This window comes from Streptomyces harbinensis (genome assembly GCF_900116145.1).
GTDB lineage: Bacteria > Actinomycetota > Actinomycetes > Streptomycetales > Streptomycetaceae > Streptomyces > Streptomyces carpaticus.
Window position 1 is genome coordinate 704,673 of sequence record NZ_FPAB01000002.1, and the last position, 21,673, is coordinate 726,345.

The 21,673-nt window shown below is 73.8% G+C and carries 17 protein-coding genes and 1 pseudogene; 11 read left to right on the plus strand and 7 right to left on the minus strand.

Annotated features, from left to right (window positions below; all coding sequences use genetic code 11):
• Positions 1–83: 83 nt before the first annotated feature.
• From BM385_RS07460 to BM385_RS07470, 3 genes are all read left to right on the plus strand, one after another.
• A complete protein-coding gene (locus BM385_RS07460) occupies positions 84–2,480 on the plus strand; it encodes a beta-galactosidase (protein WP_093842531.1) in 2,397 nt (798 codons plus the stop codon).
• 51 nt (positions 2,481–2,531) lie between these two features.
• Complete coding sequence (locus BM385_RS07465) at positions 2,532–3,797, plus strand: cellulase-like family protein (protein ID WP_093842532.1); 1,266 nt, start codon at positions 2,532–2,534, stop codon at positions 3,795–3,797.
• Positions 3,798–4,067: 270 nt separating this feature from the next.
• Entirely contained in the window at positions 4,068–5,288 is a 1,221-nt protein-coding gene (locus tag BM385_RS07470; protein ID WP_093842533.1) for an MFS transporter, read from the plus strand.
• 13 nt (positions 5,289–5,301) lie between these two features.
• Here the strand turns inward: BM385_RS07470 and BM385_RS07475 are convergent, their stop codons facing one another.
• On the minus strand, positions 5,302–6,069 hold the full coding sequence (locus tag BM385_RS07475; RefSeq protein WP_093842534.1) for a uracil-DNA glycosylase: 768 nt from the start codon (positions 6,067–6,069) through the stop codon (positions 5,302–5,304).
• 134 nt (positions 6,070–6,203) lie between these two features.
• Here BM385_RS07475 and BM385_RS07480 point away from each other — a divergent pair, with 134 nt between their 5' ends.
• Entirely contained in the window at positions 6,204–6,566 is a 363-nt protein-coding gene (locus BM385_RS07480; RefSeq protein ID WP_093842535.1) for a DUF488 domain-containing protein, read from the plus strand.
• A 10-nt stretch (positions 6,567–6,576) separates the two neighbouring features.
• On the opposite strand, the gene BM385_RS07485 is transcribed toward BM385_RS07480, so the two are convergent.
• Entirely contained in the window at positions 6,577–7,242 is a 666-nt protein-coding gene (locus BM385_RS07485) for a TetR/AcrR family transcriptional regulator (RefSeq protein WP_019435990.1), read from the minus strand.
• Between the two features lie 154 nt (positions 7,243–7,396).
• Between BM385_RS07485 and abc-f the strand changes: the two genes are divergently transcribed.
• From abc-f to BM385_RS28455, 3 genes and pseudogenes are all read left to right on the plus strand, one after another.
• On the plus strand, positions 7,397–9,022 hold the full coding sequence (abc-f, locus tag BM385_RS07490; RefSeq protein ID WP_093842536.1) for a ribosomal protection-like ABC-F family protein: 1,626 nt from the start codon (positions 7,397–7,399) through the stop codon (positions 9,020–9,022).
• 54 nt (positions 9,023–9,076) lie between these two features.
• A complete protein-coding gene (locus tag BM385_RS07495; protein ID WP_093842537.1) occupies positions 9,077–9,742 on the plus strand; it encodes a CatB-related O-acetyltransferase in 666 nt (221 codons plus the stop codon).
• 62 nt (positions 9,743–9,804) lie between these two features.
• Positions 9,805–10,066, plus strand: a pseudogene (locus BM385_RS28455) (erythromycin esterase family protein); the annotation flags it as partial.
• A 149-nt stretch (positions 10,067–10,215) separates the two neighbouring features.
• Here BM385_RS28455 and BM385_RS07505 read toward each other — a convergent pair.
• The gene (locus BM385_RS07505; RefSeq protein WP_093842538.1) at positions 10,216–11,199 is read right to left on the minus strand and encodes an IS481 family transposase; all 984 of its coding nucleotides are present in this window, start codon (positions 11,197–11,199) and stop codon (positions 10,216–10,218) included.
• A gap of 171 nt (positions 11,200–11,370) precedes the next feature.
• On the opposite strand from BM385_RS07505, the gene BM385_RS07510 reads away from it, so the two are divergent.
• A complete protein-coding gene (locus BM385_RS07510) occupies positions 11,371–12,351 on the plus strand; it encodes an erythromycin esterase family protein (protein WP_254791460.1) in 981 nt (326 codons plus the stop codon).
• Between the two features lie 111 nt (positions 12,352–12,462).
• Here BM385_RS07510 and BM385_RS07515 read toward each other — a convergent pair whose 3' ends face one another.
• From BM385_RS07515 to BM385_RS07530, 4 genes are all read right to left on the minus strand, one after another.
• Positions 12,463–15,627, minus strand: a complete 3,165-nt coding sequence (locus tag BM385_RS07515; RefSeq protein WP_093842539.1) for a ThuA domain-containing protein — start codon at positions 15,625–15,627, stop codon at positions 12,463–12,465.
• 316 nt (positions 15,628–15,943) lie between these two features.
• Entirely contained in the window at positions 15,944–17,467 is a 1,524-nt protein-coding gene (locus tag BM385_RS07520) for a tripartite tricarboxylate transporter permease (RefSeq protein ID WP_019435995.1), read from the minus strand.
• Positions 17,467–18,075, minus strand: a complete 609-nt coding sequence (locus BM385_RS07525; protein WP_093842540.1) for a tripartite tricarboxylate transporter TctB family protein — start codon at positions 18,073–18,075, stop codon at positions 17,467–17,469. Before BM385_RS07525 ends, BM385_RS07520 begins: the two co-directional genes overlap by 1 nt.
• Positions 18,072–19,058, minus strand: a complete 987-nt coding sequence (locus tag BM385_RS07530) for a Bug family tripartite tricarboxylate transporter substrate binding protein (RefSeq protein ID WP_093842541.1) — start codon at positions 19,056–19,058, stop codon at positions 18,072–18,074. Before BM385_RS07530 ends, BM385_RS07525 begins: the two co-directional genes overlap by 4 nt.
• 126 nt (positions 19,059–19,184) lie before the next feature.
• On the opposite strand from BM385_RS07530, the gene BM385_RS07535 reads away from it, so the two are divergent.
• The 3 genes from BM385_RS07535 to BM385_RS07545 are packed head-to-tail and all read left to right on the plus strand — an operon-like array spanning position 19,185 to position 21,513.
• Complete coding sequence (locus BM385_RS07535) at positions 19,185–19,976, plus strand: IclR family transcriptional regulator (RefSeq protein WP_019435998.1); 792 nt, start codon at positions 19,185–19,187, stop codon at positions 19,974–19,976.
• Positions 19,977–20,021: 45 nt separating this feature from the next.
• The gene (locus BM385_RS07540) at positions 20,022–20,603 is read left to right on the plus strand and encodes an RraA family protein (RefSeq protein WP_019435999.1); all 582 of its coding nucleotides are present in this window, start codon (positions 20,022–20,024) and stop codon (positions 20,601–20,603) included.
• Entirely contained in the window at positions 20,596–21,513 is a 918-nt protein-coding gene (locus BM385_RS07545) for an NAD(P)-dependent oxidoreductase (RefSeq protein WP_254791462.1), read from the plus strand. Before BM385_RS07540 ends, BM385_RS07545 begins: the two co-directional genes overlap by 8 nt.
• Positions 21,514–21,673: the final 160 nt, after the last annotated feature.

Consider the following 21,673-nt stretch of genomic DNA (forward strand, 5'->3'; position numbering starts at 1 on the left):
ATTTATGAATACTTATTGACAGTCCAGGGGCTGGCCAGCACGATGAACCGACGTCGTCGAGCCGCTCACCGCTGGAGTCCCGCATGCTGTCCGCGCAGGTCCACGCCGCCCCGCCGCCGCTCACCGGCCACCTCCTCCCGGACCGGCACGGCGAGCGCACGGGCCGCATCACCGTGGACAGCCGCACCCTGTGGCGCGACGGCAGCCCGTGGCTGCCGGTGATGGGCGAGTTCCACTTCAGCCGCTACCCGCGGGCCGACTGGCGCGAGGAACTGCTCAAGATCCGCGCGGGCGGCATCGACACCGTCGCCACCTACCTCTTCTGGAACCAGCACGAGGAGACCCGGGGCACCCACCGCTTCGACGGTGACCTCGACATCCGGCACTTCATCACCCTCTGCCACGACCTCGGCCTCGCCGCCGTCGCCCGCATCGGCCCCTGGGCCCACGGCGAATGCCGCAACGGCGGCTTCCCCGACTGGCTCGACACGGCCGACTGCACGCCCCGCACCGACGACCCGGCCTATCTCGCCCTGGTCCGCCGCCACTACGGGCGCATCGCCCACGAACTGCGCGGCCTGTCCGTCCTCGACGGCGGGCCGATCGTCGCCGTCCAGATCGAGAACGAGCTGTACGACCAGCCCGGACACCTCGCCACCCTGCGCACCCTGGCCGAGGAGGCCGGACTGCGCGTCCCGCTGTGGACCGCCACCGCCTGGGGCGCCGCCGAACTCCCCGCCGACACCGTACTGCCGCTGTACGGCGGCTACCCGGAGGCGTTCTGGGAGGACGCCGACCCGGGCTGGGCCCGCGGCATGCGCCGCCACTACTTCTTCACCCCGATCCGCGACGACCACGCCATCGGCGCCGACCTGCGCGACGCCGCGCCCCGGGGGACGGGCCCGGACAACAGCCGCTACCCGTACGCCACCTGCGAACTCGGCGGCGGCATGGCCATCGCCTACCACCGCCGCCCCCGCGTACCGGCGCCGGACATCACCGCTCTCGCGCTCACCAAACTCGGCTCCGGCTCCGTCTGGCAGGGCTACTACCTCTACCACGGCAGCTCCCAGCGCCTCACCCACGCGCAGCCCAACCAGGAATCCCACGCCACCGGTTACCCCAACGACCTGCCCACCGTCAGCTACGACTTCCAGGCACCGCTGGGCGAGTACGGACAGGCCCGCCCCTCGTACCACGCGCTGCGCGCCCAGCACCTCTTCCTGCGGGACAGCGGCGCCGACCTCGCCCGGATGCCGCTCACCCTGCCCGCGGCCGAACCGGCCGGGCTGGACGACCGCACCACCCTGCGCTGGTCCGTGCGCGCCGACGGCGACAGCGGCTTCCTCTTCGTCAACAACCACCAGCCGCACGAACCGCTGCCCGACCACCACGGCGTCCGGTTCTCCGTCACCGTCGGGAACCGGACGGCGGAACTGCCCGCCGCCGGGGTGACGATCCCCTCCGGCGCCCACTTCGTCTGGCCGCTGGGCTACGAAGTCGGCGCCGGCATCCGCCTGGAGTGGGCCAGCGCCCAGCCCGTCACCCGCCTCACCGTGGACGGGACACCCACCGCCGTGTTCACCGCCACCGCCGGCATCCCCCCGCAGTTCGCCCTCGGACCCGGCACCGAGGCCGTCGTCCCCCCGGAAGCGGCCCGCACCGACCGCTCACCCGAGGGCACCCTGGTCACCGTGACCGCGCCGGGCACCGCCGCCCGGCTCACCCTGCACGGCCCCGGCGGCACCGCCCACCTCCTGGTCCTCACCGAGGAACAGGCCCCGTTCCTGCACCGCGTCCACTGCGCCGGGGCCGAGCGGCTGCTGCTGTGCGCCGACCTCGTCCTGACCGACGGCGATGACCTGCGCGTCCACACCGAGGCCGCCCGCACCGCGCTGTCCTTCCTCCCCGCGCCCGGCGACCTCACCGGCCCCGGCATCCGCCCGGACGGCACCGACGGCGTGTTCACCCGGTGGACGCTGACCCTGCCGCCCACCGCCACCCCGGCCGAGGTGCGCTGTCTGCGCTCCGAGGCCCGCCCCGCCCCGGCCCGCACCGGAGGCCCCTTCCGGCGCGCCTCCGCACCCCGGGACGAGGACTTCGACCACGCAGCCGTGTACCACGTGACCGTCCCGGCGACCGCGCTCGACCACGACGGCGAACTCCTGCTCCGGCTGCGCTACACCGGCGACGCCGCCCGCGCCTACGTCGGCGGCCGGCTCGTCGCCGACCACTTCTGGTACGGGCCCGACTGGGAGATCGGCCTGCGCCGCTGCGCCGCCGAGGCGATCGAACACGGCGTGGAACTGCGCGTCCTGCCGCTCGCGGCCGACAGCACCGTCCACGTCGGCCCGCAGGCCCGCGCCGGTCTCGACGCCGCCAGGACGACGGCCCGGCTGCACACCGCCCACCTCGTCCCCGTCCACCGGGCCACCCTGCGCCCCCACCCGGAAGCGCCCGGCAGCACGGCCCGGAACTGACCCGCCGCCACCTCCCGCCCCGTCAACCCCTCCCGGAAAGGCCGCACCACCGTGCCCGTACCCCTGCCGGCCCAGCTGCCCGACACCCTCACCATCTCCCTGTGGGACTTCACCTGGTACACCAGGACCGGCCCCGGAGAGCCGTTCGCCGACCTCGACACCGCCTTCACCGAGGCCGCCGACCGCGGCTACAACACCATCCGCGTCTGTGCCATGCCCTACCTGCTGTTCGGCTCGGGGCTCGACACCACCCGGCTGCGCCTGGGCCCGCTCGGCGGCGACTACGGGCAGCGGGTGCGCTGGTACGACGTCGGGGCGACCACCGAGATCGACGGCCGCGCCCACCTCCTGGCCCTCTTCCGCGCCGCCCGCCGGCACGGCTTCTTCGTCATCCTCTCCAGCTGGGAGTACCAGCAGAGCCCGTCCTTCGCCGGTGACCGCCGGTGGTACGACGCGCTGATGGCCATCGACCCCGAACACCGGGCCGAGGCCCTGGCCGACGCCCTCGCCGACCTGATCGACTTCCTCGCCGCGCACGACGGCCTCGACGACCGCGTGGCCTTCACCGAACTCCACAACGAGGTCCAGGCCGGCCGGCTGACCGAAGGGCTCACCGGCCAGGACCCGGTCCTCGCGCTCGGCCCCCGGCTGGCCCGCGGCATCGCCCGCTTCAAGCAGCGCCACCCGGACCGGCCCGTCACCGTCAACTACGCCGAGGTCCCGGTCGGCTCGCTGCGCGGCATCCCGCGCGACATCGACGTCGCCGCCTTCCACCCCTACGTCTACGGCGTCCTCGGCGAACTCCTCGACACCTTCGCCCTGCGCGCCCCCGACCGGCCCTTCCCCCAGGAGGCCGCCCGCCGGGACCTGCTGCGCGCCGGGGCGCCCGACCTCGCCGACTGGGCCCCGCCCGCCGCCGACCGGTGGCGTCTTGACACCACCGTCGTCGGCCTGCGCGAGGTCTACGTCCACGACTGGTGCGACCCGCAGAAGTGGGACGCCTGGCTGTACGACCGCTACGCCGTCCACCGGCTCGCCATGGAACAGAAGCTGGTGACCTGGATCGACGCCGCCGCCGACTGGGCGGCCGAGCGCGGGGTGCCGCTCGTCTTCGGCGAGGGCTGGATCGGCTACACCCCGCTGCACGGCACCTTCGAGGAAGGCCCGGTCGGCGCCGCGTTCTGCCGCCGCGCCGTCGCCGAGAGCGCCCGGGTCGGCGTGCGCGGCTCCGTGGTCTGCTCCAACGCCGCCCCGCAGCACCCGATGTGGCAGGACATCACCCTTCAGCGGGAGTGCAACGCCGTCCTGCGCGGCTGACCCGGCCCCGGGGCGTGTCGGCGCGGGGCCGGGGGCCGATGAAGGGATGATCTGATCATGCCCCCGTGCGGAGGCATCGGGTGACGTCCGACCATGTCACCGACCGTCGACGAGGGGACCGGGACCGCCCGCCACCGCCCGCGCCGGCCGCGGCCCGGCCCGTCCCCCATGGCCTGCCGGGTCGGCGGACGCCGGAGACCCCCCCGTGCCCCACCGTGACCCGCGCCACCGGGCCGTGCCGTACGCCCGCCCCGCCGACCCGGCCCGCGCATGACCCCGGAGCGTGCCGGGCCGCGCCCGCTGCGCCCCTGGCACTACGCCGCCGCCGCGTACACCTTCGCGGTCGGCATGGCCGGCACCACCTTGCCCACCCCGCTGTACGGCCTGTACCAGCGGGAGATCGGCTTCTCCTCCTTCACCGTCACGGTGATCTTCGCGACCTACGCGGCCGGGGTCATCGCCGTCCTCGTGCTGGCCGGTGACCTCTCCGACCTGCGCGGCCGGCGCCCCGTCCTGCTCCTCGCGCTGCTGCTGTCCGCGGCGAGCGCCGGCTGCTTCCTCGCCGAGGACGGGCTGCCCTGGCTGCTGGCCGGCCGGCTGCTCTCCGGGTTCTCGGCGGGACTGCTCACCGGAACGGCCACCGTCGCCGTCATGGAACTCGCCCCGCCCGGCGCCGCGCGCCGCGCCGGGTTCGCGGCCACCGCCGCCAACATGGGCGGGCTCGGCTGCGGACCGCTGCTGGCCGGCGTCCTCGCCGAGTACGCCCCCGCGCCGCTGCGCACGCCCTACCTCGCGCACCTCGCGCTGCTCGTCCTGGCCCTCGCCCTCACCCTGACGCTGCCCGAGACGGCCCGCCCGCCCCGGCCGCTGCCCCCGCTGCGGGTGCGCCCGCCCGCCGTACCCCGCCGGGTCCGCGCGGTGTTCGTCCCGGCGGCGCTCGCCGGGTTCGCGGGCTTCTCCATGTTCGGCCTGTTCACCTCGGTCGCCCCGACCTTCATGGCCGACGAACTCGGGGTGCGCGATCTGGCGGTCTCCGGCGCGGTGGTCTTCGCCGCGTTCGCCTCCTCCACGGTCGGGCAGCTGACGGCGGGCCGGCTGCCGGTGGCGCGGGCGCTGCCCGCCGGCTGCTTCCTCCTGGTGGCCGGCATGCTGCTCATCGGCGCCTCCCTGCTCGCCGGCGAACTGGCCCTGCTGGTGGCCGGGGCGGTGGTGGGCGGCAGCGGTCAGGGCCTCGCCTTCCGCGCGGCGGTCGCCGCCGTCACCGCCCGCGCCCCACGGGACCGCAGGGGCGCCACCACCTCGGCCTTCTTCGTGGCCGCCTATCTCGGCATCTCCCTGCCGGTCCTCGGGGTGGGCGCCCTCACCCTGGCCCTGGGGCTGCGGGACGCCGGGCTGGTCTTCACCGGCTGCGTGACCGTGCTCGCGGCGGCCATCGGCCTCCACCTGCTGCGCACCCCGCCCGAGCCCGGATCGTCCGCCCCCGGCGGCTAGTCACCCGTCGTTCTCAGCCGCCGGACGGCAGCCCGGCGAGCCGTGCCCCGCGTGCCAGCACCTGCCGCAGCATGGCCGGGGTGAGGGTGCGGGTGGACATATTGCGCCGGCTGGGGTGGTAGCAGCCGAGAAGCGGAATCCGGTGACCGCCGTCCGGGGCCGCGGCCCACGCCTCGGCGCCGTGCCCGAAGGCCGGGCGCGGCCGGGGGAGCAGCCAGCCGTCACCCGCCAGCACGGGAAGCAGCGCCTGCCAGCCGAAGGCTCCCAGCACCACGATCGCCCGCAGGGTGGGGCGGAGCAGGGCGAGTTCGCGGGCGAGCCAGGGCCGGCAGGTGTCCCGTTCGGTGGTGGTGGGCCGGTTGTCGGGCGGTGCGCAGTGCACGGGGGCGGTGATCCGTACGCCGGACAGTTCCAGGCCGTCCCCGCGGTGGGTGGCCGTCGGCCGGGAGGCGAGCCCCAGGGAGTGCAGGGCGGCGTAGAGCGCGTCGCCGGACGGGTCGCCGGTGAACATGCGCCCGGTGCGGTTGCCGCCGTGCGCGGCCGGGGCCAGGCCGACGATCACCAGGGCCGCGTCCGGTGGCCCGAAGCCGGGCACCGGACGCGCCCAGTAGTCCTGGTCCGCGAAGGCGCGGCGTCTGACGCGGGCGGTCTCCTCCCGCCAGGCCACCAGGCGCGGACAGGCCCGGCAGGTCGTCAGGACGGTGTCCAGTTCCCGCAGCGGGTGCGCCCGGGGCGCGCTGGCCGCGGGGAATCCGGGTGCTCCTGGGGGTACGCCGCGCATGCCGTGCCTTTCTGCCGGGGGCGGGGTGACCGGACGGCCCGGACCCGCCCCGGTCGATAAAATGTCCGGAAGGGCGTGAACTGTCCCGACAAGACGATCTCATCGGCGGGGGATGGGTCTGGAGGTGTCGTTTCATGGCCAAGCGGATCAGGTACCGGCGCGTGTACGAGGAGACGTCCCCGCGCGAGGGAAAACGGGTCCTCGTCGATCGTGTCTGGCCGCGTGGCGTGCGCAAGGAGGACGCGCACCTGGACGAGTGGCTGCGCGATGTGGCCCCCTCGACCGAGCTGCGCAAGTGGTACGGCCACGACCCGGACCGGTTCAGCGAGTTCCGCCGCCGTTACCTGGGCGAACTGCGCGACGCCGGGCACGAGCAGGCGGCCGGCCGGCTCCGTGACCTCGCCTCCCACGACCCGCTGGTGCTGCTGACCGCCACCAAGGACGTGGACCACAGCCAGGCGGCCGTCCTCGCCGACTGGCTGAACCGCAAGCGCTGACCCGTCCGGTTCACTCCCCGTCCGGCGGCGCGGCCCGCGGCGGCGAGGGATGGGTGAAGGCCCCGGCGGACGCGGCGAGCGTGACGGTCCGCGCGGCGTGCGCGGGCAGCTCCGGATCGGCGGGCGTGCCGAGCAGCACCAGCTGGTGGTACAGCGGCGCGGTGGCGGCCACGAGCAGCCGGCGGGCGTCGACGGGCGGGCGCACCTCGCCGCGCCGGACCGCCCGCTCGACGACGACCTCGCAGCGCCGGTACCGGTCCTCCCAGAGCCGCCGCTGGGCGCGGGCGGCCTGCTCGGAGCGGAAGGAAGCGGCGATGAGGGCCGCCATGACCGGTGGCCGGGCCGTCATGGCCGTCTGGATCTCCTGATTCAGCGCGGTCAGGTCCCCCTCCAGCGATCCGGTGTCGGCCGGCTGCCAGGTGTCGTCGTTCGCGGCGTCGAAGACGTCGGCGAGCAGTCCGCCGACGTCTCCCCAGCGCCGGTAGACGGTGGTGCGGTGCACCCCGGCGCGGGCGGCGACGCCGTCCACGGTGAGGCCATCGAAGCCGTGTTCGCCGAGTTCGGCGCGGACGGCGTCGAGGATCTGCGCGCGCACCCGGGCGGTCCGGCCACCGGGGCGGCGGCGGGCGGGGGTGCCTGCGGTCTCCGGGCCGGAGCCGGGGCCGGTTGCGGTCATCGCGGAATTCCGTTTGCTCGGCGGGCGGGGCTGTGGCAGCATCTTAATGCATCAGTTGTCGCACTAATGGAGTTGCCGATGTTCCTCCCCAGCGTTCACCCGACCGCGCGGCCCACCGGCGCCGCACCGTTCCCGAATGCTGAGGAGACCCCGTATGACCGCACAGATCACCGCCCGCGCCGTCACCAAGTCCTTCGACGGCAGGCTCGTCCTTGACTCCGTGACCTGCTCGCTCGCCCCCGGCGAGCGCACCGGCGTCATCGGGGAGAACGGGTCCGGCAAGAGCACCCTGCTGCGCCTGCTCGCCGGGCGCGAACAGCCCGACGAGGGCGAGATCACCGTCCACGCCGCCGGTGGCGTCGGCTACCTCCCGCAGCACGAGGAACTGGAGCCCCGGGCCACCGTCCAGCAGATCGTCGACCGCGCCCTCGGTGAGCTGCGCGCCACCGAGCGACGGCTGCGCGCCCTGGAGGGGGCCATGGCCGACGGCGACGCATCCGGGCTGGCCGAGTACGGCGACCTGCTCACCGTCTTCGAACTGCGCGGCGGCTACGACGCCGACGCCCGCCTGGAGCGCGCCCTGCACGGCCTCGGCCTCGGCCTGGTGGCCCGCGACCGCACCGTGGGCAGCCTCTCCGGCGGCGAACGCGTCCGGCTCCGGCTCGCGGCGCTCCTGGCCGCCGCCCCGGAGGTCCTGCTGCTGGACGAGCCCACCAACCACCTCGACGACGCCGCCCTGACCTGGCTGGAGGACCATCTGCGCACCCGGCGGGGCACCACGGTCGCCGTCTCCCACGACCGGGACTTCCTCGACCGGGTCACCACCGGCCTGCTGGAAGTGGACGCCGACCGCCACTGCCTCACCCGCTGGGGCAACGGCTACCCCGGCTATCTCGCCGGGAAGGCCACCGCCCGCCGGCGCTGGGAGCAGGCGTACGAGGACTGGCGGGCCGACATCGCGCGGCAGCGGGAAGCCGCCGCCACCACCGCCCGGAACGTGGCGCCCGGCCGCCCGATGAAGGACGGTAACAAGATGGCCTACGACCGGGCCGGCGGCCGGGTGCAGCAGTCGCTCGCCGGCCGGGTGCGCAACGCCGAGGAACGGCTGCGCCGCCTCCTGGCCCGCCCCGTCCCCCGGCCGCCGCAGCCGCTGCGCTTCGCCCCCGCGCTGCGGGCCCGCCCGCTCACCGGCACCGTCCTGGAGACCACCGGCGCCGCCGTCACCGGCCGGCTCGGCCCCACCGACCTCACCGTCCCGGCCGGCGCCCGGCTGCTGGTCACCGGGCCCAACGGAGCGGGCAAGAGCACTCTGCTGCGCCTGCTGGCCGGAGAACTGGCCCCGGACACCGGCACCGTGACCCGCCGCGGCCGGATCGGCCACCTCTCCCAGGACCCCCGGCCGGGCGGGCCGGGCGAGACCGTGCTGGCCGCCTTCGCCCGCGGCCTGCCGGGCGACGCCGACGACCACGCCGAACGGCTGCTGGACCTCGGCCTGTTCCGGACCGGACAGCTCACCGTGCCGGTCGGCCGGCTCTCCACCGGGCAGGCCCAGCGGCTCGCGCTGGCCCGGCTCCTCGACCGGCCCCGGGACGTCCTGCTGCTGGACGAGCCCACCAACCACCTCTCACCCGCCCTGGCCGAGGAACTGGAGACGGCGCTGGCCGGCTACCCGGGCACGCTCGTCGTCGTCAGCCACGACCGCCGGCTGCGCCGGCGCTGGCGCGGCACCCACCGGGAACTCGCCCCCGCCCCGCCGGCCGTCCCCGCCGCCGGCGCCTGACCCCGCGCCACCTGCCCGCCCCGCACCCGCCCTTCCGGACAAGGACCACCCCCGATGCCGTACGTTCCCGCCGATCCCACCGCCCTGCACCCGATCCCCGGCGAGCCGCGCGTGGTGCTGCTCAAGCCGCTGATCACCTCGCCGCTGATCGAGGCAGGGGAGTTCTCCTACTACGACGACCCCGACGACCCGACCGCGTTCGAGACCCGCAACGTCCTGTACCACTACGGACCCGAGAAACTGATCATCGGCCGGTTCTGCGCGCTCGGCACCGGCGTGAAGTTCCTGATGAACGGCGCCAACCACCGCATGGACGGCCCCTCCACCTTCCCCTTCCCGATCATGGGCGGCTCCTGGGCCGCGCATGCCGACCTCATCACCGGCCTCCCCGGCCGCGGTGACACGGTGGTCGGCCACGACGTGTGGCTCGGCCACGGGGCCATGGTCATGCCCGGCGTCCGGATCGGCCACGGAGCGATCGTCGCCGCCGGATCGGTCGTCGTCGAGGACGTGCCCGACTACGGCATCGTCGGCGGCAACCCGGCCCGGCTCATCCGCCGCCGGTACAGCGACACCGACATCGCGCGCCTGCTGGCGGTGGCGTGGTGGGACTGGCCGCTGGAGCGGATCACCGCGCAGGTACGCACGATCATGTCCGGCGGCATCGACGCCCTGGAACGCGCCGCACCCGCCGGACCCGGCGAGGCCACCGGCCGCTGAACCACGCCCCCGGCCCCCACCCCGCGTCACCGCCCACCGGCACCGCAGAAACGAGCCACCGCATGCCCGGCCCCGCCCGCCCCGCCCCGTTCACCGACCTGCTCCGGCAGCACGCCATCGAACTCACCGAGCTGGACCCCGAGGCGCCACTGGAGGACCTGGAGCCGCTGCGCGACCTCATCGGCGACGCCCGGGTCGTCGCGCTCGGCGAGAACTCCCACTTCATCGACGAGTTCGCCGCGCTGCGCGAACGCCTGCTGCGCTTCCTCGTCGAACGCTGCGGCTTCACCCTGCTGGCCTTCGAGTACGGCTTCGCCGAAGCCCTCCCGCTCGACGCCTGGGCGCGCGGGGAGGGGAGCGAGGACAGCCTGGCCGGCCACCTCGCCGGCACCATCCCGATCGGCGTCGAGGCGCCGCTGCGCCGCATCCGCCGGTACAACCGCAGCGCCGCCGCGCCCGTCCGCTTCGCCGGCCTAGGTGTATTGACCCGCAGGGTTGTTTACGCGGCTGATGGGTGGCTGGCCTGCGAGTGCGGTGTGGCTGCGGTGGTGGTTGTAGGTGTGGAGGAATTCTGCCAGGGCCTGGGTGCGCTCGTTGTTTGAGGTGTAGGGCCGTTGGTAGGCCCATTCGTCGAGGAGGGTGCGGTTGAAGCGTTCGACTTTGCCGTTGGTCTGGGGCCGGTAGGGGCGGATCTTCTTGTGGGCGATGCCGGCTGTGGCCAGTGTCCGGGTGAAAAGCTTGGACTTGTAGCAGGCGCCGTTGTCGGTCAGGACCCGCTCGACGGTGATGCCGTGGGCGGCGAAGAACGCGTTCGCCCGCTTCCAGAAGCCGGCAGCGGTCTCCTTGCGCTCGTCGGAGAGGATTTCGCTGTAGGCCAGGCGGGAGTGGTCATCCACGGCGGAGTGGATGTAGCTGTAGCCGATCACCGGGCTGCTGCTTCTGCGCTCGGTGGTGGTGGCCTGGCGGTTGCGGTCTCCGGCTGTGCGGCCCACCACGCGCCAGCCTCCGCCGTGGGGAATGTTGCCGAGTTTCTTGATGTCGACGTGGACCAGCTCGCCGGGCCGGTCCCGTTCGTAGCGTCGGATGCGACGGCCGGTGGGCCGGTCCAGGTGGGCCAGGCGGTTCAGGCCGTGGCGGACCAGGATCCGGTGAACCGTCGAGGCCGGCAGGCCCAGGATCGGGCCGATCCTTGCCGGGCCCAGCTTGCGGTCGGAACGCAGCCGGCAGACGCGTTCCTCCACGCGGGCGGGGGTTCGGTGCGGCGTCGTCCGCGGCCGACTGGAACGGTCAACAAGACCCACCTCGCCCTCGGCCCGCCAGCGGCGGACCCACTTGTGGGCCGTGGGCCGCGATATGCCCATCTCAGCTGCCACGTGCGCAACGGGACGACCCGCCCGGACACGTTCGACGAGGATCCGCCTGCCATGAACCGTCAGCCGGGCATTACGGTGAGACATGAAGACCTCCGTGCGGTGCAGTCCTAGACAGCTCCACCACATCGGAGGTCTTCGCCATGATCAAGACCCAACCACTGTGACCAGTGTCAACAACGCTCGTGGTCAATACACCTAGGCCGTGTCTTTCGGATCTTCGCGGGGCCGCGCCGCCAGCTACGGCGCCTCGCTGCGTTGTCGCATCTCGCGAGTACGACCCGGTACGAGCGAGATCCTCCGCCTTGCGATGCACCGCATCTGACAACGCGGCCTGATCCACGAAGATCCGAAAGACACGGCCTAGACGTCCCGGCGGCCGGCGGCTCCCTGCGGCCCGCGCTGGCCCCGGTCATCGATCACCTGCGGCGGGTCGACCCGGAGACCGTACCGGCGGCCGAGCGCGCGCTGCGGCTCGCCGACCGCTTCGCCGGCGGCTCCGCGGCCGTGGCCGCCCCCGCCTGGGCCCGGCTGACCACCGCGGAACAGGACGACCTCACCGCCACCCTGGCCCGGCTGCTGCTCCGGTTCCGGGCCCTGGAACCGCTGTACGCCGAGCGCGGCGGCCGGCCCGGCTACGACCTCGCCCTGCGCCTGCTCGAAGGAGCCTGCCACGCCGATCACGGTTTCCGCGCCATGGCCGGGCTCTTCGCCGGCGAGGGCCTGCCCGGCGACACCTCCGCCCGCGACAGCTACCTGGCCGGCTCCCTGCTGTGGCACCTGAAGCGCTCCGCGCCCGGCACCCGGGTGGTCCTGGCCGCGCACAACGCGCACCTCCAGACCGTGCCGATCTCCTTCGACGGCCGGCTCACCGGCATCCCGATGGGCCGCTGTCTGCGCGACGCGCTCGGCGACGACTACCTCGCCATCGGCCTGACCGCCGTCACCGGCCACACGGCGGACATGCCGCGGGACGAGAGCGCCCCGTTCGGCTTCACCGTCGCGGCCACAGCGCTGGCCGCACCCGAGCCGGGCAGTGTGGAGGCGGCCTTCGCCGGGGCCGGTCTCGGCTCCGGGACCCATCTCGCCGACCTCCGGCCGCTGCGCGGGCGGGCCGCGGACCCTCCGGACCGCATCCGCCTCCAGGGCAGCTATCTGCACACCCCGGTCGTGGCCGCCTACGACGCGATGCTGTGCACCGGCGGCTCCACCGTCACCGGCGGCCTCGGCGGCCTGTAGCGGCGCCGGCCGTACCGGTGCCGCCACCACGCACCGCCCCGACCCGCCCCGCCGCGCACCGCCCCGGCCACGTGCGGGCCGGGGCGGTGCGGTGCGGGCGGTGACGGGGACTCAGCGGCTGCCGCCCCGCCCGGTGGCCGGCTCCGGCTCGGTGATGCCGGGGCCGATGAACTCCACCCAGTTCACATTGAGTTCCCCGGTGGTCTTCACGAAGTACAGCGGGCCGCTCTGTGTGGTGCTCTCCCCGCTCACCCGGCCGGTGAAGTCCCCGTACACCTGCCAGTCACCGGTGGCCTCGACCTGCACGGTGGCCACCGTCGGCCCCTCCGGATCACCGGTGCGCACCTCGACCGTGGCACCGGCCGCCGGGGAGGCCGCCCGCAGGCCGATCTCCTCGATCCCGGTCAGGTTGGCGGGCTCCCAGGCCCACCAGTCACCGTCGTCGATCCAGCCGATGTTCTGGCCGCCGCCGGCCGTGTCGCCCGTCGGCTCCACCTCCACGCCCGGGGTGCCGCCGGACGGCGCGCCCGGCACCCGCCCGGTGCGGTCGAAGTGCTCCGCCTCACGGTGCTTGGGCTGGAGCACCAGCACCTCCTGGGTGGTCAGCGGCGGCGCGTCCCCGTGGCCGAGGTCGGTGTAGGTCACGGTGACGGTGCCGAAGATGTTGGCGCCGGTGTGCCCCTCGTCACCGGGCAGCGGGAAGACGCCCGAACAGCCCCGGTACTGCTCGTACCCGTGCGAGTGCTCGTCGTGCCCGAGCCCCGGCTGCACGATCACCCGGTCGCAGTCGATCGTGCCGTCCTCCGCGTCGCTGACGCTCACCTCGTAGGCGATGCTGTCGCCGAAGGAGAAGTACCCCCCGTTCAGCGGGGCGCTCACCTCGATGACGGGCGCCGAGTTGCCCGCCGTGATGTCGAGGTTGGAGACCGAGCTGCGTCCCTCCTCGTCCGTGACGGTCAGCCGCGCGGTGAACCGGCCTGCCTCGGTGTACGTGTGGGTGGGGGACGTCTCGGTGCTGTCGGTGGTGCCGTCGCCGTCGAAGTCCCAGGCCAGGGTGAACGGGATGCCGTCCGGGTGGTGGGACGGCGAGGCGTCGAAGGTGACCTCCAGCGGCAGCGGCCCCGAGGTGCGGTCCGCGGTCATCCGGGCGACCGGGGCGCGGTGGCCGTGCACGTAGTCCAGCCGGTAGACGCCCGAGTCGGCGTTGTCCCCGCCGAACCCGCTGCCCCACTCGATGACGTAGAGCGCGCCGTCCGGCCCGAAGCGCAGCGCGTGCGGCCGGTTGAAGTCCAGTTCCTCCAGCATCCGGGAGACATCCGCCACCCCGGTGCGTGCCGCGTCGGGCTGGACGGAGAACAGCCGGCCGTTGTTCCAGTCGGCGAAGACGGCCTTGCCGTCGAAGTAGGCGGGCCACTTGCGATCGGAGTCGAGGTCCGGGTCGTAGCGGTAGGCGCCGCTGGTCATCGGTGCGCCGCTGGTGCCGATCTCCGGGACGCCGGTGCTGGAGGCGCCCATCCACAGTTCGGCCGGGATGGCGGGCGGCAGTTCGCGCACGCCGGTGTTGTGCGGCGAGTCGTTGACGGGTGCCGCGCAGTCGAACGCCGCCCCGGGGGTGCCGGTTGCGTAGTCGAACGCGTGGTACGGCGTGTTGTCGCCGACGCAGTAGGGCCAGCCGTAGAAGCCGGGCGCGTCCACGATGTTCCACTCGACGCGGCCGTCCGGACCCCGGTCCGGGTCGGCGCTGGCGGCGTCGGGCCCGTAGTCGGCGACGTACAGCGCGTCCGTGTACGGGTCGACGCCGATCCGGAACGGGTTGCGCAGGCCCATGGCGTAGATCTCGGGACGGGTGGCGTCGGTGCCCGGGGCGAAGAGGTTGCCCTCCGGGACGGTGTAGCCGCCGTCCGGCTGCGGGGTGATCCGCAGGATCTTGCCGTTGAGGACGGCGCTGTTGGCGGAGGTGGCCTGCGCGTCCCAGGCGGCGCGGCCCGGCCGCTCGTCCAGCGGGGCGTAGCCGTCGGTCGGCGAGCCGAAGGGGTTGGTGTTGTCGCCGGTGGCGATGTACAGGTTGCCCGCGCCGTCGAACTCCAGCGCGCCGCCCGCGTGGCAGCACTGTTCGCGCTGGACGTCGATCTCCAGGACGACCTGTTCGCCGCCGAGGTCGAGGGTGTCTCCGTTGACCGTGAAGCGCGACACCCGGTCGACCGGGTCGGGCCCGGCGGGGGAGTAGTAGAGGTAGAGCCAGTTGTTCTCGGCGAAGCCGGGGTCCAGGGCGATGCCCAGCAGCCCGAACTCCTGCCCGGTGTACACCGGGAGGGTGCCGGCGGTCACCACGGTGCCGTCGGGGCGGACGACGCGGACGGCGCCGTTGCGGTCGATGTAGAAGACCCGGCCGTCCTCGGCGACGGCCAGCTCCATCGGGTTGCTGGTGTTGTCGTCGAGCGTCACCTTCTCGAAGCCGCTGGTGAGCGAGGCACCGCAGTCGGCCGGGATGGCGCCGGCGGCCGTCTGGATACCGCCGAGCAGATGGCTGCGGAACTCCGGCTCGGAGAAGGAGGCGGCCTCGTGGCCCATGCCGGTGTACCAGGCGCGCCCGCCCGCGTAGTCGTGGCACCAGGCGATGGGGTGTTCGTGGCCCATGGTGCCGCCCTCGTAGGTGCTCTCGTCGAGCGAGGCGAGGACGTGCACGGTACCGCGCGGGTTGGGGCTGTAGTTGTACCACTCGTCGTGGCGCTCCCACTCCACCGGCAGATGGGCGGTGGAGGGGTGGGCGGGGTCCTCGACCTTGACGGTGGCGGTCTGCGGGGCGGGGTGGCCGGCGAACCAGGAGCCGACGAGCCCGCCGTACCAGGGCCAGTCGTACTCGGTGTCGGCCGCGGCGTGCACGCCCGCGTAGCCGCCGCCGGCGCCGATGTAGCGCTCGAACGCGTCCTGCTGGGCGTCATTGAGGACGTCGCCGGTGGTGGAGAGCCAGATGACCACGTCGTAGCGGGCCAGGTCCTCGTCGTTGAAGAGGCCGGCGTCCTCGGTCGCGGTCACCTCGAAGCCGTGCTCGGCGCCGAGTTCCTCGATGGCGGCGATGCCCGCCGGGATCGAGTCGTGGCGGAAGCCCGCCGTCTTGCTGAAGACCAGGGCGTGGAAGGCGGCGTCGCTCTCGTTCTCGCCGCTGCCCGGCTGCGCGGTGGCGGGCCCGCCCGCCAGCAGCAGCGCGAGGGCGGCCAGGACGGCGACGGCGAGGCGCGCCGGGAATCCGCGGGGGTGTGGGGGTGCGGTTGTCACCACGTGCTCCTCACTGAAGAGGTGAAGAAGTGTCGTGCGCTCCCTGCGCCCGGGGCGGAATTCCCCCGGTCGTCCGGCTCTCGGGTGTGCCGTGGGAGGTGCGGGCCCGCGCGTCGCGCGGGCTGTCGGTACGGCGGGTGCGGGCGTCCCGGCCCAGCACATCGCCGTATTTGTCAGACGGGATGACAAATTAGGAACAGATCGCGTACACGTCAAGACATCGCGCAGCCACCGGCGTTCGGTCCGCACCCGGACGCGGCCCGGGGCCGGCCCGATCGGGCCGGCCCCGGGCCGCATTGAGGTGTGCCGAGGGTCCTCAGGCGGCCGTCTCCAGCGCCGCCCGCTGCGCCCGGGCGGTCCGCGCGCGCTGGATCAGCAGCCCCGCGACACCCAGCGCCAGCACGATGTAGAGGGTGGCCGAGATCGGGCTGGAGACCAGCGCCAGCGGATCGCCCTCGCTGACCGCCATGGTCCGCCGGAACTCGGTCTCGGCGAGCGGCCCGAGGATGACGCCGATCAGCACCGGGGCCACGGGCAGCCCGTAGCGGCGCATCGCGAACCCGAGCAGTCCGATGGCCAGCACCAGCACCAGATCCAGCACCTTGCTGCTGGTGGCGAAGATGCCCAGCATGGCGAAGACGGTGATCCCCGCGTACAGATAGTGCCGGGGCACCTTCAGCAGCTTCGCCCACAGCGGCGCGAACGGCAGATTGAGGATCAGCAGCACCACCATGCCGATGAAGAAGCTCGCCAGCAGCGCCCACACCAGCTCGCTGGCGCGCTCGAACAGCAGCGGCCCGGGCTGCAGACCGTACTGCCGGAAGGCGGCCAGCATCACGGCGGCCGTCGCCGAGGTCGGCAGGCCCAGCGCGAGCAGCGCCCCCATGGCGGTGCCCGCGGTCGCGTTGCCCGCCGCCTCCGGTCCCGCCACACCCTGGATGGCGCCCTTGCCGAACATGGAGCCCGGCTTGCGGGAGGCCAGCCGGCGCTCGGTGCCGTAGGAGAGGAAGGTCGGCACCTCGGAGCCGCCGACCGGGATGATGCCGAACGGCACCCCGATGGCCGTACCGCGCAGCCAGGCGGGCAGGGCGAGCCGGAACTCCCGGCGGGAGAGCCACAGCCGGCCGGTGGAGGTGATCAGCTTGGCCTCCTCGCTGGTGCCGCGCCGCGCCGCGACGGTGATGACCTCGCCGAGGGCCAGCAGCCCGACGGTGATGACGACGATGTTGATGCCGTCGAAGAGTTCGGGCATCCCGGCGGTGAACCGGGAGGCGCCGGACATGCCGTCGATGCCGACCAGGGCGATCGCCAGCCCGATGGCGAGGGAGGTCAGGCCGCGCAGGATCGACTCCCCGACCACGGCCGAGATGGCGACGAAGGCGAACACCGCCAGCGCCAGATACTCCGCCGGCCCGAAGAGGGTGGCGAGCCGGGCCAGCGAGGGTGCGAAGAACACCACCAGCAGCGAGGCCACCGTACCGCCGACGAACGAGGCGATCGCCGAGGCCGCCAGCGCCTGGGCGGCGCGTCCGCTCTGCGCCATCTTGTGGCCCTCGATGGTGCCGGCGATGGCGGTGCTGTTGCCGGGGGTGTTCATCAGGATGCCGGATATGGAGTCGCCGAAGAGCCCGCCGAACAGGACACCGGCGAACATGATGAACGCGCCGATCGGGTCGAGCGAGAACGTCACCGGCAGCAGCAGCGCCACCGCCATGGCCGAACCGAGGCCCGGCAGGACGCCCACGGCGGTGCCCAGCAGCGCGCCGACGAACACCCACAGCATGTTCATGGGGGTGAGGACGGTGAGGAAACCGTCCCCGAGATTGCTCAGGGAGTCCATCAGAAGACCCCTTCCAGGATGCCGGGGGGAAGGTTGAGCCCCAGCCCGGCGGAGAACGCCAGCTGGATGCCGGAGGAGATGGCGATCGCGAGGAAGATGTCGAACACCGTCCGCCGGCTGCCCAGGGTCCGGGCGACCCCCCAGAACAGTCCGGCGCCCGCCAGGATCCAGCCGAGCGGGAGCAGCAGCACGATGAACGCCACCACGGTGCCGACCAGTCCGAGGACCGCCGGCCGGTTGCTCCGGACGCGCAGCGGTTCGGGCGCGGCGGTCGCCGCCGGGTCGTCCGCGGCGTCCGCGGCGTCCGTGCCGTCCGCGGCGGCCGGGGCCGGGTTCTCGGCCGCCGCCGCGCGGGTGGCGACCCGCGCGGGTTCGGGGCGGCGCCAGACGTCGACGGCCAGCAGCACGGCGAAGACGAAGCAGCCGCCCGCGATGAGGGTGGGGAAGAGCTGCGGGCCGGGGGAGGCGACGTTGTCCGGCACCTCCATCGTGACGGTGCCGACGGCGAGCACGATGCCGGTGACGAGCAGCAGCAGGGGCATGATCAGCCCGGTCCTGCGGCGCCAGAAGTCCGGCTGCCGGGGATCGGACGCGGACGGTGTGCTCACAGGCCCAGCTCCTCGATGACGGTGTCGACCCTGGCCTGGTCCTCCTGGATGAAGTCGGCGAACGCGTCCCCCGTCAGCAGGCTGTCCACCCACTTGTTGCGGTCCAGCGCGTCCGCCCACTCGGGGGTGCGGGTCATTTCGGTGACGATGGCGATGAGTTCCTCGCGCTGCGCCTCGGTGATGCCGGGCGGGGCCACGAGACCGCGCCAGTTGGGCAGCGCGACATCGATGCCCTGCTCGATCAGGGTCGGGGTGTCGATGCCGGGCACCGGGGCGTCGGCGGAGATCGCCAGGGCGCGCAGATTGCCCGCCTCGATCTGGTCGCGGAAGTCGTTGTAGCCGCTGACCCCGACCTCCACGGTGTGCGACAGCAGCGCGGTCAGGACCTCACCGCCGCCGGCGAACGCGATGTAGTTGAGATCGGCCGGGTCGATGCCGGCCTCCCGGGCGGTGAGCCCGGCCAGCAGGTGGTCGGTGCCGCCGAGCCCGCCGCCGCCGATCGCGTGCCCGTGCGGGTTCTCCCGCCAGGCCGCCAGGAAGTCCTCCAGGGTGTGGTATGGCGAGTCGGCCGGGACGATGAGCACTTCGTAGTCCTCGGCGAGCCGGGCGATCGGCGTGGTGTCCTCCAGCGCCACCGGCGAGTTGTTGACGGTGATCGCGCCCTCCATGACCGTGCCGGTCATCATCAGCCGGGTCGGGTCGGCGCCCACCTCGACGAACTGGGCGAGCCCGATGGTGCCGCCGGCCCCGGGGACGTTGACGACCTGCACGTTGTTGACGATCGACCCCGCGCGCAGCGCCTGCTGCAACTCCCGGGAGGCGAGGTCCCAGCCGCCGCCCGGCGCCGCGGGCGCCATGACGATGAGCTTGGACCTCGGCGTGGCCCCGGAGGCGGAGCTGCTGGCGTCCACGGCGGCGAACCCCGCCAGGACCAGCGTGATCACGACCCCGAGGGCCGCGAGAGCGGGACGTTTCTTCCGCACGGACACTCCCTTGTGACCTGTTAACGAATGGTTTGCGACACCAGAGTGTCCGCCTAGTAGATATAGATGACCGCCTGGTGGTATACAAGCCTTTGGTTCGAACTGATTGCTGAACAAGGGGGCGTGATGACATCCACGGCGGCCACGGACGGCGGCGAGGGAACCGGCGGCATCCGCGCGGTGAGCCGCGCCTGGCGGGTCCTGCGGGCCTTCACCCCCGACCGCATGTCGCTGAGCCTGGCCGAGATCGTCCGCGAGACCGGGCTCCCCCGGACCACCGTGCTGCGCCTGGTGGACACCCTCGCCGCCGAGGGACTGCTGGAAGCCGGCGCCGACGGCCAGATCCGGGTCGGCACCGCCCTGATCGCCTTCGCCGCCTTCGCCGACGCCGCCTGGACGGTGCCCGAGGCCTCCCTCGCCCGGATGCGGGCGCTGGCCGCCGAAACCGGGGAGACCGTCAGCCTCTACGTCCGCGAAGGCCACCAGCGCGTCGTCGTCGGCCAGGCCCCCAGCCCCAACACCCTGCGGCACGCCGTCCAGCAGGGCGACCAGCTCCCCATGAACGTCGGCTCCGCCGCCTACGTCCTGCTCAGCCTGGAACCCCCGGCCGAACGCGAAGCCCTCGTCACCGGCATCGTCGCCGAGTCCGGCGGCGACCCGCAGGCCCTGCGCGACGGCATTGCCCGCGCCGCCGAAGCGGGCTGGAGCGTCAGCCACGGCCAGCGCGAAGCCGGCAACAGCGGCCTGGCCGTCCCCGTACCGCACACCGGGGACCGCCGGCCCGCCCGCACCGTCGTCCTCGCCCTCGGCGGCCCCACCGTCCGCTTCACCGACGAGAAGATCCCCGAATTCGTCCACGCCGTCCGGCGCTGCGCCGAGGACATCGCCCGCATCGGACTCCCGCCCGCCCTGTACTGACGAGCCGTCACTTCCCGACCCGTCGACCCACCCCCGAGGAGAACCGTGCACGCCTACCCGCCCCCCGGCGCGCTCCCCGTCGCCACCGTCTCCGACGCCATGGACCGCTTCGGAGTCGCCGACGGCATCCGCCCCCTGTGGCCGGGCGCCACCCTGTCGGGCCCCGCCTTCACCGTCTGGACCCGGCCCGGCGACAACAAAGGGCTGCACGCGGCGTTCGAGACCATCCGGCGCGGCGAGATCCTCGTCGTCAACGGCGGCGGCGACACCACCCGCGCCCTGATCGGCGAACTCGTGGTGCAGAAGGCCAGGGCACTGGAGATCGGCGGCATCGTCCTGGACGGCGCCGCCCGCGACCTCGCCGAACTGCCCGGGCTCGGCGTGCCGGTCTTCGCCCGCGCCGTCACCCCCGCCGGCCCCTGGAAGACCGGCCCCTACCGCACCGGCACCACCGTCGCCGTCGGCGGCGTCCCGGTCAGCCCCGGCGACTGGGTCCTCGGCGACCACGACGGCGTCGCCGTCGTCCCGCGCGCCGACATCGGCGAGGTCACCGGCGCCGCCCACCGGCTGATCGCCGGTGAGGCCGAGCGTCGCGCCGCCAACCAGCGGCTGGTGCCCCGTGACTGACCCGCAGCCACCGCTGGTGTGGATCCCGCGCCCCGTCCACCGCGACGCCGTCGAGCGGCTGCGCCGGCACGCCGAGGTACGCCTGGGGTACGGCCCCGACCCCGCGCCGTTCGACGCCGTCTGTCACCGGGTCACCGGCATCCTGCTGCGCACCGAGCGGGTCGACGGCGCCATGATGCGCCGCGCCCCCCGGCTGCGGATCATCGCCCGGCACGGCGTCGGCCTGGACACCGTCGACCTGGACCGGGCCCGCGCCCAGGGCATCACCGTCACCACCACGCCCACCGCCAACACCCAGTCCGTCGCCGAGCACACCATCGCCCTGCTGCTGGCCGTCCGGCGCGGCATCGGCCTCGCGATCCGCGACGAGGGCGACAACCGTGCCGCGATCCGCGGCCGGGAACTGCACGGCGCCACCCTCGGCCTCCTCGGCTTCGGCCGCATCGCCCGCCGGGTCGCCGCGATCGCCGCGCACGGCTTCGGCATGCGGGTGCTGGCCCACGACCCGATGGTCCCGGCCGCCGACATCACCGCCGCCGGGGCCGAACCCGCCGAGTTGCCCGCCCTGCTGGCCGCCACCGACCACCTCAGCCTGCACGTGCCCCTCACCCCCGGCACCCGCGGACTGATCGGGGCGGCGGAACTCGCGGCCCTGCCGGCCGGCGCCGTGGTCGTCAACACCTCGCGCGGCGGCATCCTGGACGAGGAGGCGCTGCTGGCGGCCGTCCGCGGCGGCCATCTGGCGGGCGCGGGACTCGACGTCACCACCGTCGAACCCCTGCCGGCCGACCACCCGCTGCGCGCCGAGCCGTCGGTGGTCATCACCCCGCACACCGGCGCGCAGACCGAGGAGGCCCTGCGCCGGATGGCGTCCGAGGCCGCCGACCACCTCATCCGGCACCTGGGCTGACCCTAGGCCGTGTCTTTCGGATCTTCGCGGGGCCGCGCCGCCAGCTACGGCACCTCGCTGCGTTGTCGCATCTCGCGAGTACGACCCGGTACGAGCGAGTTCCTCCGCCTTGCGATGCACCGCAGCTGACGCCGCGGCCTAATCCACGAAGATCCGAAAG

What these genes read in the sequence shown, in the direction of transcription:
- BM385_RS07460 (WP_093842531.1), top strand. Translation starts at nt 84, where the DNA reads ATGCTGTCCGCGCAGGTCCACGCCGCCCCGCCGCCGCTCACCGGCCAC.
- BM385_RS07470 (WP_093842533.1), top strand. Translation starts at nt 4,068, where the DNA reads ATGACCCCGGAGCGTGCCGGGCCGCGCCCGCTGCGCCCCTGGCACTAC.
- BM385_RS07475 (WP_093842534.1), bottom strand. Translation starts at nt 6,069, where the DNA reads ATGCGCGGCGTACCCCCAGGAGCACCCGGATTCCCCGCGGCCAGCGCG.
- BM385_RS07480 (WP_093842535.1), top strand. Translation starts at nt 6,204, where the DNA reads ATGGCCAAGCGGATCAGGTACCGGCGCGTGTACGAGGAGACGTCCCCG.
- BM385_RS07485 (WP_019435990.1), bottom strand. Translation starts at nt 7,242, where the DNA reads ATGACCGCAACCGGCCCCGGCTCCGGCCCGGAGACCGCAGGCACCCCC.
- abc-f (WP_093842536.1), top strand. Translation starts at nt 7,397, where the DNA reads ATGACCGCACAGATCACCGCCCGCGCCGTCACCAAGTCCTTCGACGGC.
- BM385_RS07495 (WP_093842537.1), top strand. Translation starts at nt 9,077, where the DNA reads ATGCCGTACGTTCCCGCCGATCCCACCGCCCTGCACCCGATCCCCGGC.
- BM385_RS07505 (WP_093842538.1), bottom strand. Translation starts at nt 11,199, where the DNA reads ATGTCTCACCGTAATGCCCGGCTGACGGTTCATGGCAGGCGGATCCTC.
- BM385_RS07520 (WP_019435995.1), bottom strand. Translation starts at nt 17,467, where the DNA reads ATGGACTCCCTGAGCAATCTCGGGGACGGTTTCCTCACCGTCCTCACC.
- BM385_RS07535 (WP_019435998.1), top strand. Translation starts at nt 19,185, where the DNA reads ATGACATCCACGGCGGCCACGGACGGCGGCGAGGGAACCGGCGGCATC.